Origin of the sequence: Rubripirellula amarantea, from assembly GCF_007859865.1 — a bacterium.
GTDB classification, from domain to species: domain Bacteria; phylum Planctomycetota; class Planctomycetia; order Pirellulales; family Pirellulaceae; genus Rubripirellula; species Rubripirellula amarantea.
In genome coordinates this window covers 2,583,167-2,597,759 of sequence record NZ_SJPI01000001.1, presented here as the reverse complement: position 1 = coordinate 2,597,759, position 14,593 = coordinate 2,583,167, and the positions used below count along the sequence as shown (strand labels likewise).

The following is a 14,593-nucleotide window of genomic DNA, read 5'->3' as shown; positions in this document are numbered from 1 at the left end:
ATCGTGGCAACAGAACCGACAACGCTGGAACGCGGGGGGAGCGTTCCAATCAAGCTTCGACGCCATCGTGGCGAACCAGAGCTTTTTGCGTGCCGATTCAAATCCTTTCGTCATCGGGCTATGGCTTTGCAGCGAGTAATTCTCGCTTGCTTGTAGAGAACATCCAGCTTTCGATACGCAGTTCATCGGCCACGGCTAGCAACCAAGTCACTCAAACTACCGATCCATCGCTGGCTCGGATCGAAAGCTTGGTGTCGCAGATCAAGGAACGAATTCTCGACGCGTCATCGTCAGGTGCATCGTCCGATCTGCAGCGTTTCATTGACGACTCGCTCGGCGAGATCAGCTACTTGGTCGGATCGCCGTTGAAATCGGGCGGCGGTGATCAGGCGATCGTCCAGGGCGTCAACGCACATCAGATCGAAGGCGTGGAAGTTCTTTCGCTACCCGACGGCGCGGCGACTTCGTTCGCGGGAGGTCGAATCAACCAAGCAAAACCCGGGCGAGTGCTTGTTGAGAACTCAGACCGATTGCTCTCCGGTGGCGGCCGATTGTTATTTGGGCTGGGTTCGTCACAACGATCGTTCCAAGTTCGAAGCGGCGACTCAGTGGATGCGATCGCATCAAAAATCAACGAACGAAATCTTGGTGTGCGCGCCAGTGTATCCCGAGGTTCACTGCTAATTACTAGCCGGACAGCGGGATCGTCAGTCAATGTTGTTTCTCAAACAAACCGTGCGTTGTTCCAACACTTCACCAACGAGATCAAAGGCCAGAACGATTCTCAAGTTGCCAACCTTGACTTGTCTGGAACCTCGGGCGGTCAAAATATCACAATCACCGGATCGCGAGATTCCATTGCTACCTCAGCAACTCTGACCTATCTGGGTGATACCCATGGACAGGCCACCGGAGACGCGTCATTCACGGTGACGGGTTCGGCTGGAAGCGCCGATCTGTTTGTCAGCGAAGGCGAGTCGCTTGAAAACTTAGCCGCCCGCGTTGCGTCCTCGTCTGGCATCACGGGAGTAACCGCCGATGTCGAAGGCAACACCGTGGTATTTCGCTCAACCAGCGTTGGCGACTCAGCCTCGGTGAGCATTTCGAATATCGTTCAGGAGAACGAAGTATCCGTGACCGGTGTCAACACTTCGCAAATCGATCCGTTTCAAGTTGTGTCTATTCCAGATGACACCGAAATCACGCTCACTGGCCAAGTCACTCAAGCCGCTCAGTCGGCCCAACAGGTCTACCACGGCACAATCGACGGACTGATAGCCGATACGGCTACGTTCACTCTCGGTGGATCGCTCGGTAGCCAGAATATCAGCATCGTAGAAGGCGAATCCATCGAAGATGTTCGAGATCGCGTGAACCAAGTCTCGTCCAGCACAGGCATCGTCGCGAACACCATTGGCAATGATCTTGTGTTCGAGAGCGAAGTGGTTGGTTCTTCCGAATCGGTAAGTATCACGCTCCAGAGCATCGCTCAGGAGATCGACGTCACCGGACTAAACGCCAGTCAAGTCAGCAACTTTCAAGTGCTTTCCGCGGAACCAGCGTCTTCTAACACACTGAACGCCAATGTTTCCCAGACCGCTACGCACGCACAACTAACGTACGACGGCACACTTGGTTTCTCGCAAGGTGCCGCAACGATTACCCTTGCCGGCCATCTCGGTAGCGAGTCGATTTCCGTCTCTGGGCTTCAAGGATTGTCATCCGTTCGTAACGCGATCAATGATAAGACCAGCCAAACCGGTGTCTCGGCTACACTTTCGGGCAACCGGATCACGCTTAAGAGCACGCTTGAGGGCTCCGATGGCTTCATTGATGTTGATGTTCAATCTGGCAACTTCAATGTCAATGGAGGCGACGGCAACGGATACGCCGAAGGCGAAGACATCCAGTTAAACATCAACGGAAATGACATTACCGGAACGGGCAACGATGTCACCTACACCGATGCGTTAGGCTCTTATTCATTCAGCGTGAACGCCGGCTTTGTCGGAAACATCGATCCCATAACGGTGACCTCAACTAATGGAACTTTCGACGTCACCGGAGGCGATATCAATGGGACATCCGTCGGTGTCGATGCCGAGGCGATTGTGAACGGAGAAACCTTGGTGGCCGCCGGAAAAGATTTTGATCTGGCGATTGAGGGAGCCGAATTTGCGTTCAGCACGAAGGCTGATTTCGTCGGCACGATTGATCCCATTACCATTCGATCAGAACGAGACGATTTTCAGTTGTTTGGAGGCGACGGCAACGGAAATGCGAGTGGCCAAAACGGCTGGGCTACGATCAATGGCCAAAGCGTTTCCAGCAGCACCGACTCGTTTGACTATGACTCGGGCAACGGAATGATCGGAGTCCAGTTTGCCGACTCATTCGTGGGCAACTTCGATGACATCGAGGTCTCTTCTGGAAGCAAGAAACGCTTGCGATCAAGCGGCAGCGAAACCTATTCAGCACGCGGATCCCAGCAGACGTTTGACTACGACGGCCAACGCATACAGGCCGATCGTGGGCGCTACGTCTTAGAGCAAGACGGCATTGAGATCACGATTCGCTTGGCGCCGGGATTCTCGGGAGAGTTCGATTCGTTCACGGTAGCGGCCGGCGGCGAAATAACGGGAACGTCCAGCGAGTCGCCGTTGTCCGGTCAACTTCAGGAAGCCACCAAGACTGCTTTGGCCGAGTTGCTAGAACTGGCATCGGGCGGAAAACACGCGGGAGCGAATTTCTCGCTCGCCAACTCGCTTTCAATCTTAGTTGACGCAGCGTCGAGTCTAGGACAATTCACCGGCGGATCTTCTCCGCAGGGAAAGTCTCTTTCGGGTTACTTGCTCGATCAATCGGTTTAGCTCGAACGATTCGAGAACGATCGATTGAAACAAGAACGCCTACATGATGCCGCCGTGAGTCCGAACCGGTGTCATGTGGCTGGGCTGGTCCAGGTGCCAGAAACGCTCCCATTCTTCGACGAGCGATCGCAAGTCTTCCGAAGTGTAAAGCAGTTGCTGAACACGCCGTTCAGGTCGAGCCGAATAGATAGGAACGAAGCAACCAACGGTGGTGACAACGCACACGACTGCCATCGTGGCTTGCATGGCAATCCGCATGGTGCGACTGGGTCGTGAATTGGCTTGAGTGCGTCGCATGTCGTTCCTCCGTGAACGTTCGCTTGCTCGGTTGGGTTCACCGGTTCCATCACTAATTCTGATGAATGCCCAGCGAGGGTGTGTTTAGTCGTTCGATCAAGTGTCCCAGCGTCCCGTTGGCCCATCCGGTGGAAGATCACTTCCAGTGGTTAGGTTGGGCGGTTGCTGGTTGTTTTGTTGTTTTGGATTGGCTGCTTCCATTTCGGTAGCATCCAAATCACTAACCTTTGCTTCCATGTACTTGCCGGGCTTGAACGTGACGACGTACTTCATGGGTACATCGACCTGTTCACCAGTCCGCGGATTACGAGCCTTTCGGGCTGCACGTGGCTTGACCTCAAAAACACCAAAGTTTCTGAGTTCGATCCGACGTTCTCGTACCAAGCATTCCACTATGGCGTCAAAGGTCTTTTGAACGATTTCCTTCGTTTGCTGCTGAGTCAGTCCAACCTCTTCCGAGATCGCTCTCACGATGTCTTTTTTGGTCACTCTGACTCCCTAGCGTCCCAATACTGCCGTTTGCCGATCGCTGTAAACCCTTTGCTACTTTCGACTTATCTCACGCAAGTCTAAGGGCAACTGGAAAGGGCGTCAAGATCGCGGCGGTTCTGGATCGCTAAGCATCCGAAGATAGATCGCTCCACATAACCGTATCGACAGGCATAACCGGCAAACTTGAGATTACATGTTAGCTTTTAAGGATTAGGCGATCGTTCCGACAAATGGGTGATTCAGGACCGAACTGATGCGGCGAAGCTTGCGAGATCCAGCCCGGCCCCGGCACTACGTCGGTGTGTCGACATCGTCCCAAGGTGCCTCACCGAGCCGAATGAGCCAGTTGAAGGCGTGCTGACGCTCACTCAGTACTCCGCCGTCGAGGTTTTCCGGAGGCTCTCGGTTTTCGATCCTGGCCTGACGAGCCGCCCAGAGCATTTGTCCGTTGAGGTCGATTGCGTCCAACAATTCGTCCACCGGTCGCAACCGCGCGTGCAAAACCAAATCTCGGTCGGAATAATCCACCATGGTTTCAGCCACCCGTGGAACGTCACAAATTTGGTCGGGAAACTTCAATTGGTCGTGAAGTCCCAAAGCCCACTGAAGAGCAAACAACGCCTCGTATCGCCACGCAAAATTGATGACTTGCTGGGTGTCGGGCTGATCCGTTTCCAGGAATGCCAATTCGTTGGGTGTCATTGCTTCGAATGACATCGGAGACTTTGCCTTGAGCTGTTCGGCGGATATCGGCTGATCAGTGGCAACCGATTCCGCTCGTACGGCGGTGATGAACAATGCCAAGCTCCGCCATGCCACTTCGTCCGACGGGCGTATCACGACCTCGCTTTCCCCAGGAATTGGCGGCAACGTGTCGATCACGCTAATTCCACGTTGAGCTAAACGCTCGCGATTTTTTTGATTGCGTAGCCGAGCGTCGTCGGGAAATGGGACCGATGCCAGTTCGTTCACTTGGTCGTTCTCGCGATCCACCAAAATCGCACCATCTGGGTCTCGCAGGGTTTGATCAGCAAGCCAGTAGATGGAATTGCTGCGTCGTCCCCACTGGGCCAAATGTTCGAGGTCGCTATCTCGAATTTCCATCTGGACTTGATTTCGAGTTCGTTCCAAATGCCGCAGTACGGAATACAAAATGGGTGTCATATTGGCTTCGCCTGAATCGCAGGCCCAACCAATCATCCCATTAAGATGCGACACAAATCCTGGCGTTTCGCGAGTCTGAACCTCGAGGACTTGGCAGGGAAAATCAGGTTCGCGAACTTCTCGCAGCGTGCTGTACGCGATCACTTTCATACGCTTTCCGCTCTGGCTTTCACTTGAAACAGGGCTATTCTAAAACGCCAATCTGATTCCGCACGTCGAAGAAGTGGCGAAAAAGACAGATAGACGGTGCTGTTGTTCAATCGTGCAGCTTATAGAATGTGAAGAGTCTCTTGGCGATGGTGGTGCACGTTCTTGCGTAGAGTGATCGCCGTCCCTTATTCGTATCGAAACCTGCCCGTCATGTCTCTCGCTCTTCAATGTCCCCAATGTCATTCCGCCGTATCGGTGGCTGATGAGGATGCAGGACATCGCGTGACGTGCCCGACGTGCCAAAAAGAATTCCTCGCTCCGGGCTCAACAGTCGCTGCGTCCAACGACGACGATGACTGGCTATCGCTTGACACCCCCACTCAATCCGTCGACGCAGATCCTCCTCCTGGTGCTTCGAAACCGACCCAACCAGAAGCCGACGAATCGGACGAGTTCGATCTCTCGCTTGCGCCGCTCCCCAGTTCCGATGCTAAGCCCAAGGTTCAAAAGCCAACCGATGACGATTTGTTGGCGCAATTCGCAGGCGAATTCAACGACGACGATTTTGTGGCCTCAACCGAACCGGTCCCAGGTCGAGTTCCGACTAGATCACAAGCCGACGCTAACCAAGGCTCGTCCAAGAATGATTCGTTCGGCGAACTTCAATTGCCGGAAGTCGTTATCCCTTCCGCTCCGCAAGCTCGAAAGAGCGAACCAGAGTTTCTAGAGGAGTACCGAGTGAAGTGCTCCATTTGCGGGACGGCGACGTATGTGCGAGCCTCGCAAGCAGGGCACAAGATCAAGTGCAACGATTGCCATTCCACGATCTTGGTCCCCCAGCCTCCCAAGGTACCGAAGAAAACCGTCAACACTGAAGTACCGCAAGCGCTTCCGCTGCAAACTCAATCCGCGGCGACCAAACGACAGGATCCCTACCAAAAATCCGCGGCAGATCTGTTAGCTGAAGCCGAGAAAGCGGACGTCGAGAAACCACCGGTCAATTACGACACGCCGAACGTGCTGGATTGGGTGAAGTCAGTCTTTGGAATCTTCCTCGATCCCAGCGTAATCGCTCATTGGCTAATTCTGACCGCCCTGATTTCGATACCGGTTTACTTCACCGTGCTGAGCCAACATCCGACTCTTATTCTCGGTATGTTCCCGTTTTCGATCATTGCGACCACGCTCACCTTGGCCTGTTCATTCGCGATCCTTGAATCGGTCGCCAATCAAGAAGACGCGGTAAATGATTGGCCAGTGTTTGACCCTGGCAGTTGGTTCGGTCAGATGTTCATGACCGCTGCCGCAGCGGGTGTGGCGTTGATTCCGGTCAATGCCGTCTTTGGTGCGATGCTGGGGCCTTCGTTGCTGTTGATCCTGTTGAACATGTTTGCACTTTACTTAGTGTTCCCATTTGTTCTGCTATCGATGATGGACATGGGCAGTCCCTTCATGCCGTTTTCCCCCGAAGTGGCGCGCAGCATCAACAAGTGCCAAGACGCATGGGGTGGCCTTTACTTTTCGTCAGGACTACTTTTCTTCGGTTTGTTCCTGACATTCGTCGTGCTCAAGAGCATGGCTGCACCCGGAGGCGTCTTTATCGCCGTCCTGCTAACGATCGGCGTTTTCTTCGCCTACTTTGCGATGATTGGTCGCTTAGCTTACGCGATTGGACAGGCTGTCAACGAACCTGCGAGAGAAAGCAGCCGCACCTAAATATCAAGGTGTTGCACTGCGTTCTCTCACTCATTTGTTCGTGCACCTATCAAAGACTTGCGTTCGCATGTCTTTCGCACATGGCGAACACGTCGCTATGCCGCACGACGGACAGATGCCGGCGTGTCTTGTGCTGGAAACTTCACGATTACTTCGCGTTGGTCACAGCTAACGACGTATTGGGAACTGATCCGCGAAGCAATGGACGCCGACTTCGTTGGCCCAAAAACTTGGCCAAGCGATTCCATTAACAAACCTGGTCGAGCCACATTGCAAATCGCCGCCTTCAACGCCGATTGAACCGCACTTGCAAAGTTGCCTTGATAGAACACCCCACGCATGCCTCGCAAGCTTGCTCCACGACTGAAACATGGTGCATCAATGACCAAGTCGCTCGAATCGCATCTCAAATTCGATTGAGTGGCAACGACGCATCGCCAACCGGATTTTCGTGATAGGTACTCATAGGCGACGGTGGCTTCCGTCACGCTAGTAGTGCTAACGGCATCGTGAAGCGAACGCAGCAAATCTCGTCGCCAAAACGATCCGTTGATGTAGGCTCCGGCAACCTTCACGCCGGTCTTGCTGGCATCTTTCTTGCCTTGGCCCACTGGTTTGCAAAGACGATCGCTTGCGTCTTGCCATCCCGCAGCGATGATCTTGTCGGATGACGCATTGCGGATGACTGGCATCACCGACCCGCAATCAAAATGCTCAAATTTTTCGATGGCAGCATCCGCCCAACCGAGAGTTGCTTGGAGTGCATCGCCAATGACGTGGACGAAACGTCCGTGCGCGGCGCGGGCTCCGGCGTGAACGAGGTCGAGCAGTTGATCAGATGAGGCGACTGCGAATCGCACTTCGTCGCACAGATCAAAGGGGTCATCGTAGCTACCATCGTGGCATACGATTACTTCGCAATGCTCGGGGCGATTTTCTAACACACTGATCAAAGTCGATTCAAATCGAGTTGAATCGCCGAGCAGAGGAACGACGATCGACAGTCGCGGTACGGGCGACGGCGTGGATCGCGAGGTTGGGAAAGAAGACACCGTTGACACCAAATCCATAAGGCGATCTTGGGCGGGAGGTCGAGAGCGAAAAGGGTGGCGATCACTGCCCCACCGAATCGCTGTCTAACGCTTCCATGCGTCAGTTGGGAGATTTATCGGGATAAGAGCGACGGGGAATTGAGTCCACGCCGCTGGCATGTAGGAAAGCGAGGAAGTTTGGCGAAGCCCCCTACGAACACGTCGTGTAATCGGCACAATTTCACAAGGCGGAGTTTCACGGTCGTTTTTGCCTGCTGTTCTCGTCGCTTTGTCTTTTCCCCCTGATCCTCTCATTGAACTGGTCCCCACATGTCCCACCCATCGCAGCCGACTCGACCTCTGCCGACGCGACCGCTGGGCACTCATGGCCCCGAAGTATCGGAAGTCGGTTTCGGCGGCTGGGCGATCGGCGGTGGCTGGGGCCCGCAAAATGAAGCCGCTTCGGCTGCCGCACTGCACTTGGCGATCGAAAAAGGCATCACGCTGATCGATACCGCCGCCGGCTATGGTGACGGACAAAGCGAGCGATTAATTGGACAGGTTCTTCGCGATCTTAGAAACCAGGGCCGAGCCGACAATGTTTTTGTTGCAACAAAAACGCCGCCCGCTCCGGGTCCCTGGCCACCGAGTCCCTACTGCCGCTGGCAAGATCGATACAGCGCCGCCTACCTGCGTGAAAATGTGGAACATCGGTTGAAGAATTTGGGAACTGAAAAGATCGACTTGCTGCAACTGCATACCTGGACGAGGGCATGGAACGATGACCCGCAACCGCTGCTTGTGCTGCGTCAGTTGCGAGATGAAGGGAAGATCGGATTGATCGGAATCAGCACTCCTGAACAGGACCAATCGTGCGTGATTCAGTTGATGCGAGACGGACTTGTTGATGTGGTGCAAGTGATTTTCAATCTGTTCAATCAAGAAGCTGCCGCACAAATCCTGCCCGTTGCTGCCGAGACCGGTACCGGCGTGATCGTAAGAGTCGCGTTGGATGAGGGAGCGTTGACAGGGAAGTACTCTGCCGATCATCAGTTCCCCGAAGACGATTTCCGTCACGCTTACTTTGCAGGAGATCGCATGGCGAGAACGTCAGCTCGAGTTGGCGAGATCCTTCAGGACATCGAAGCGTTAGGGTTATCCGAGGAATACTCACTTGCGGATGTCGCCCTCAAATTCGTTTTGGCGCGCCGCGAGGTAAGCAGTGTCGTCGTGGGCATGCGAAGTGTGGATCAAGTCACTCAGAACACTCGCACCAGCCAACTAAGAGACCTAACGCCGGAAACAATCAACCAATTGCGACAACATCACTGGAATCGCGGCGTTTGGTATGCTGGAAAGTAGGACGATCCTCACTCACAAACTGGCGAAACCTTGACGGTAACTTCGTCGCTATCCGTCCCCTTACCATTCCGTTTGATGATCTTAAGAATTGGTTCTAACCCTTCGCATCTTTCCTCTCGTTGAAGACAGATTGTTCGCGAAGCGGATTACGTCAGTGCAACCTAAGTGAATTGTTGGTATCAAGTGAATCAGTCCACTGAACTACTACTTGCGGCAACCACCGCTGCTCAACGCGGTGGCGACATCCTGATGCGATACCTTCGCGACGGAGTTGAAATGCGAGCAAAGTCGCATGAAGGTGCCAAGACGTATGACCTCGTTAGCGACGCGGACATCGAAAGCGAGAACGCGATCGCGAAGCATCTGCATTCCAAGTACCCCACTCACCATTTGCTGGGCGAAGAAAACTTGCATGCCGAAGCGGACTCAGACAATCTATGGATCATCGACCCACTCGATGGAACGAACAACTTTGCTCATGGTGTTCTGCATTTCGGTGTTTCGATTGCCTACTACTGCAAGGGAACGCCCATCGTCGCAGCAGTCTTCAATCCCGCTCGCGATGAAATGTACACGGCGATCGCAGGAGGCGGTGCTTTCTTGAACGGCCGCGCGATCGAAGTCAGTCGTGATGGCAAGTTGTCACAATCGCTGATCGGCTGCGGATTCTACTACGATCGTGGTGAAATGATGAAGAAAACTCTCGCTGCAATCGAGTCATTCTTCGCAGAGGATATTCACGGAATTCGCCGGTTCGGAACCGCCTCACTTGATCTATGCCAAGTCGCCTCGGGTCAGTTTGGTGGTTTCTTTGAATACCAACTTTCGCCATGGGATTTTGCTGCGGGTGCTTTGATCCTGACCGAAGCCGGCGGGAAGATTACGACCGCAAGAGGCGACGAATTGCCAATCGAGAAGACCAGTGTGTTGGCGAGCAACGGTCTCTTGCATGACGCGATGCTTACCATTACCAAAGCCCATCATCCTTAGTAGTTCACCATCCTTAGTTGTTCTCCTCGGTTGTTTGCCCATGACGAAGATTCACACCTGCCATCCACGCGATTTGCCTGAGATCGAACCGCTCGACATGTTGGTCGTTGCTCCTCATCCCGATGATGCCGAATTGGGAATGGGGGGCACTATCGCCAAAATGGTGGACGAGGGGATGAGGGTCGGGATTCTAGATTTAACGACGGGTGAACCCACTCCCAATGGCAGCGAAGAAATCCGCCGCGCCGAGACGGTGAAGGCTACCGAGATCCTGAACGTTTCTTGGCGAGCGAATGCGGGTTTGATCAATCGAAAACTCGAAGCCACTCTCGAAGCAAGGCAATTGATCGCAAGTTACTTTCGTATGACGCGACCTCGTTGGATCTTCGCTCCCTATTGGAACGATGCACACCCTGATCACGTTGCCGCAACAGCGCTGATCGAAGCTGCTCGTTTCTGGGCCAAGCTCAGCAAAACAGACATGCCGGGCGAACGATTTCATCCCGAACGCATGTACTACTATTTCTGCATTCATTTGCGACTGGCCATCGAACCGGCATGGATTGTGGATATCAGCGAGCATTGGCAACGCAAGCAAGCGTCAATCGAGGCTTACCATAGCCAGTTCGTCGTGGGTCGCCCTACCGAACCTATTTCGATGTTGGACCGATTGCATGCCGACGCGATTCATTGGGGAACCCTGATCGCTCGCCACTATGGTGAACCATTTGCAACGAAGGAACCGCTGGCGATGAACTCGCTTCGTGATCTTATTTAGGCGCCGTTAGGCATCGAAGTCCAGGTGCCCGTCGACGATTTCCGGAAGCCGCTTGTGCTCGTCGTCTGCCAACGATGGGTCGTCAGTACCGGATAGTTCTTCGGATCCCGACTGATCTTCGGCGTTCTCTTTTTTTGATTCTTCGAAGACATCCAGCGTTTGCCGTCCATCGCCACTGCGATCCTGCGTTTGGTCGCCTGCGTCAAGCTGATCAACTGCGTCGGTCTTTCCCGTTGGCGATTGGCTTGATGCTTGTTTGGCAGTAGCGTCACTGGCCAACTTATCTGCATCGCCACCTTTCGCGGCGGCACGCGAGGTACCGGCCACCGATGCGGCGGCCGAGGGGTTAATATTCACAACGGTGTTCTCCTGCGTGAGATAGGGTTGCTTCTATTGCCTGCGACTTGGTTGTCCGTTTGCGGTGCGTGGTGAGCTACCTGACTCGTCAAATTCAGCGTTGGAGGATTCTTTTCGGCCAGGAAACCAACGCCCCAAAGTTTCGCTAACACCATCGAGCGCTCGACGTTCAATTTGAGGGTTTGCCATCGGCCCCCGCACATCAATTGTCCAGAGCGTATAGCGTTGGCTATTGAGCGGACGAAATACTCGCGAGAACGTGTTTTTAGGACTCACTCGCGTATTGAATGTTAAGTCAAGTTCCCGCCGGTGATCCAACGTTCCACCGCCATGCAGCGTCACCAGTTCTCCCCAGATCTGCATGTCACTGAACGTGACAGTATCACCGAACAAGGTGAACTCCATTTCAGCATCCGTGAACGCGTGATCTTCTGAAGGACTGATGCGAAGCAGATTCATCACTTGGATCAAGAATGGCAACTTATACATGTTGGCTCCTGACATTCTGACGGCACCGGTCCCCTTAAGCAAATCAGTGGTTTCTAGATTGCCTTGAAGTTGCGCTTGCCCCGTCAATTCACCCGTGAAGTCTTGGTCGGTATATCCGTACTCCGCCAACAACGTAGGAACTTGGGCATCGAGGATTGCCATCGAGATATCGAAGTTCCCAGACGACAAGAGTAGATCACCATTCATGTCGACTTTCCCGTCAAACAACTCGCCACTAATGGGAGTCGAAGTCTGCACGTCGCCGAGAGTAAGTCGGTCGTCGACAATTGAAAACGGTCCATGAATTGCCGCAATTTGTTGATCGAATGCGTGCATGGAATCAATGTTGACTTGCCCTTCGGCTCGTAACACGTTTTGGTCACTGTGCCCACGCACAGACAAGCCACCGCGGATGGAATGGACTGGTCCGACGTCTGCAATTCGGTTTCCTTCAAGTTGCAGTACTAGATCCCAATCGATCGCGGTTTGAGGAAGCCGTTCGCTCGGCAGCGCCAACTGCGTCTTTCCACGCACACTCACCGGGCCTCTTAATTGCAATCGTCGCATCGCTTCTCGCATTTGCGGTGGCAAAGAGGCGATCAATTCCCCGTCGGGATGCAAACGACTGCCACTGTGCAGATCAAGTGCCAGTACCCAACGACCATCTGGTCCCGGCGAACACATCCCATTAGCCGACAACTTCGATGCATCGTGACGTCCGTCGAGTGAATCAATCCAGACCTTCGAACCGTCAAACCGAACTTTGCCTCCGGTGACATCGATGCGATAAGGCAGTGCCGGCGGACGCAAGCTCAGCGTACGGTTGGTGACCTGATCGTGCGCGATTTGTTCCGCAGTAATATCCATTGCCAACGGGTTGCCCGATCCCATCTGAGTTAGACGCACGTCCAACTGATCAAGAATCCCGCTCGGCGAAATGGCATCCCACACTTGTTGGCTCGACGCGGGAAGTGATTGACGCAACGATTCGTCCATCAACACATTTGTGGCCCTAAACTTCAAGGCAAGCCGCGACTCGGTTTGGACCTGCGTTTGATTCGTTGTTGGCATCCGGTACAACCCGTCGCATTGCACAGCACCTGCGTTGGCGTTCGTCGCTCGAAATCCATTGATATGAACGAGATCGTTGTCGACTTTGATTGTGCCAGCCACGTTGTAAAGTCGGTACGCAAACTGGTCATATCGAAGGCCGCCATCCACAACGCTCAAATCAATCTTTCTGGTCTTTTGATTGTTCTTGTCTGTAATGAAGATGGCGTTCGCAAGTTGGATGCTTCCCGATGGTTCAAGCGAACGAACAAATTTCTCCATCTTGGATTGCTTTGTGCTTCCCATGGGCGACAACGCGTTAAGCAAAGCTTCATTGATCGGCACTGGGCCATCCGTCGAGATCACGAATGACTTTTCGGGGGTCAGTCCCGGTCGCGACGGAATTCGAAAGGCGCATTGCATTCGCCGCCCACCAACCCGTGCACTCAGATTGGTAGCCGCAATTGTGTCACCCCGCATTGTGATTTTGCCAATCACTTGCTCGACGGGGTACGGAAACTTCTCGTACTGAACGTCTACACCATTGCAGGTCAGATCAACGACTTTTTCCCACTGGCGATCGACGCGGTTCAGTTTTGCGTCGATATCAACGCGTCCCACCGGTTGAATCTTGTTCCATTGTTCTTGGACCTGGATCGGAAGAGATGATGCGATACGGCGATCGAGCATTAGACCGCGAGTGGAAACATCCAAGTCCACCTCGCTGTCCATTAAGTCGTAACCGTCCACATGGCCGTGAACAAGAACCAAAGCATCGCCCAATAAAGCCTGAGCTGCCTCGATTTTCACTCCCTTCGGATCACACTGAAACTTGCCTCGCATGCCAGTGACTGAATACGGCAACGATGGGTGGGAAAACCGACCATCATAGAGATTAGATTCCAACTGAAAATTTGGCGTACCGTTAGCCGGGAAGTAGGCGGCCAGCTTTGCATCGAGTGCGCACGAAACATCATGAATCTCGCGGATTGAACTTGTCCACTCACTCGGTAAACGGTCAAGCATTGCACGATCAATACGTATGCCGCCCGCGGATAAACGTGTGTCAATGTTGCCATCTTGAATGACAATCTTCGCAGCGAACTGATCAACAAAATCCGCAATGCCCCGCAACGTGATTTCCTGGTCGGCTAAAACCAAATCCGGCGCCGTCGACGTGGATCTTGTGCTTGAAGCATCGTGTTCGGGTAGCTGGGCTTTTAATACAACCACGTCTTGAAGCTCAGCATCAATCGGTTTGGCTCGGTCGCCTTCACCAAAGAAGCTTAACTTTGCCGATCGAATGTCAGTCCTCGGTGCACCCGGTCCAAAACTGGGCAATGGCATCAGCTTGGCAAGAGACAGGTCCCCCGCGCCATCGAGCCAAGCGTTGGCCTGAACTCCTTGAACAATGATTCGATTGGTAACAATCGGATTTTGTTGATCCATCATTCGCTGAGTATCGAAAGATCCGACCACGGTCAATCGCTCGATGCGAACAAGATCGCGAAGACTCCAACGTCCTCCGCTGGTCGACTCGGCAATCCGGATGCCTTCGAACGTTAGCCCCATATCGGGGTCAAAGTGCCCGCGACGAATTGAGACGTTCAGCGATGGGTAGTGGTTCTGCAACTTCGACAAGAACTGCCGTCGCGCCGTTTCCCCAATCGTTTGCGGCGCAAGGGAACGAAGCACGAATAAAATAGCAACCAGAAAGAGCGCAGCGACAAGCCACCGAGACAATCGTCCCGATCGCTGAGATTTCTCCGCGCCGCGTTTCCGTTCCAAAAACATCGCCTTTCCTTGGCGTCCAAAATCGCGAAATGATCGCGTTTTCCTGGATTTTC

At 53.6% G+C, this 14,593-nt stretch carries 11 protein-coding genes; 5 read left to right on the top strand and 6 right to left on the bottom strand.

All coding sequences use genetic code 11. The features are described 5' to 3' along the window. The first annotated feature begins 89 nt into the window (after window positions 1-89). Window positions 90-2,870: a beta strand repeat-containing protein gene (locus Pla22_RS09435; protein ID WP_165440579.1), complete on the top strand. Its 2,781-nt coding sequence runs from the start codon at window positions 90-92 to the stop codon at window positions 2,868-2,870. A 39-nt stretch (window positions 2,871-2,909) separates the two neighbouring features. On the opposite strand, the gene Pla22_RS09430 is transcribed toward Pla22_RS09435, so the two are convergent. The 3 genes from Pla22_RS09430 to Pla22_RS09420 form a co-directional block, all read right to left on the bottom strand. Beyond that, window positions 2,910-3,167, bottom strand: coding sequence for a hypothetical protein (locus Pla22_RS09430; protein ID WP_242631901.1), 258 nt, complete (start codon window positions 3,165-3,167; stop codon window positions 2,910-2,912). A 96-nt stretch (window positions 3,168-3,263) separates the two neighbouring features. Beyond that, window positions 3,264-3,656, bottom strand: coding sequence for an HU family DNA-binding protein (locus tag Pla22_RS09425; protein WP_146514386.1), 393 nt, complete (start codon window positions 3,654-3,656; stop codon window positions 3,264-3,266). 294 nt (window positions 3,657-3,950) lie between these two features. Further along, window positions 3,951-4,973, bottom strand: a complete 1,023-nt coding sequence (locus Pla22_RS09420) for a DUF4272 domain-containing protein (protein WP_146514385.1) — start codon at window positions 4,971-4,973, stop codon at window positions 3,951-3,953. A gap of 210 nt (window positions 4,974-5,183) precedes the next feature. On the opposite strand from Pla22_RS09420, the gene Pla22_RS09415 reads away from it, so the two are divergent. Then, entirely contained in the window at window positions 5,184-6,689 is a 1,506-nt protein-coding gene (locus Pla22_RS09415) for a hypothetical protein (RefSeq protein ID WP_146514384.1), read from the top strand. Between the two features lie 95 nt (window positions 6,690-6,784). Here the strand turns inward: Pla22_RS09415 and Pla22_RS09410 are convergent, their stop codons facing one another. Beyond that, the gene (locus Pla22_RS09410; protein ID WP_146514383.1) at window positions 6,785-7,741 is read right to left on the bottom strand and encodes a glycosyltransferase family protein; all 957 of its coding nucleotides are present in this window, start codon (window positions 7,739-7,741) and stop codon (window positions 6,785-6,787) included. A gap of 309 nt (window positions 7,742-8,050) precedes the next feature. On the opposite strand from Pla22_RS09410, the gene Pla22_RS09405 reads away from it, so the two are divergent. The 3 genes from Pla22_RS09405 (at window position 8,051) to bshB1 (ending at window position 10,850) form a co-directional block, all read left to right on the top strand. After that, complete coding sequence (locus Pla22_RS09405; protein ID WP_146514382.1) at window positions 8,051-9,082, top strand: aldo/keto reductase; 1,032 nt, start codon at window positions 8,051-8,053, stop codon at window positions 9,080-9,082. 183 nt (window positions 9,083-9,265) lie between these two features. Next, a complete protein-coding gene (locus Pla22_RS09400; protein WP_146514381.1) occupies window positions 9,266-10,072 on the top strand; it encodes an inositol monophosphatase family protein in 807 nt (268 codons plus the stop codon). Window positions 10,073-10,112: 40 nt separating this feature from the next. Further along, complete coding sequence (bshB1, locus tag Pla22_RS09395) at window positions 10,113-10,850, top strand: bacillithiol biosynthesis deacetylase BshB1 (protein ID WP_146514380.1); 738 nt, start codon at window positions 10,113-10,115, stop codon at window positions 10,848-10,850. A gap of 6 nt (window positions 10,851-10,856) precedes the next feature. On the opposite strand, the gene Pla22_RS09390 is transcribed toward bshB1, so the two are convergent. Both Pla22_RS09390 and Pla22_RS09385 read right to left on the bottom strand, forming a co-directional pair. Next, window positions 10,857-11,207: a hypothetical protein gene (locus Pla22_RS09390; protein WP_146514379.1), complete on the bottom strand. Its 351-nt coding sequence runs from the start codon at window positions 11,205-11,207 to the stop codon at window positions 10,857-10,859. A 33-nt stretch (window positions 11,208-11,240) separates the two neighbouring features. Continuing rightward, on the bottom strand, window positions 11,241-14,441 hold the full coding sequence (locus Pla22_RS09385; RefSeq protein WP_165440578.1) for an AsmA-like C-terminal region-containing protein: 3,201 nt from the start codon (window positions 14,439-14,441) through the stop codon (window positions 11,241-11,243). Window positions 14,442-14,593 lie beyond the last annotated feature (152 nt).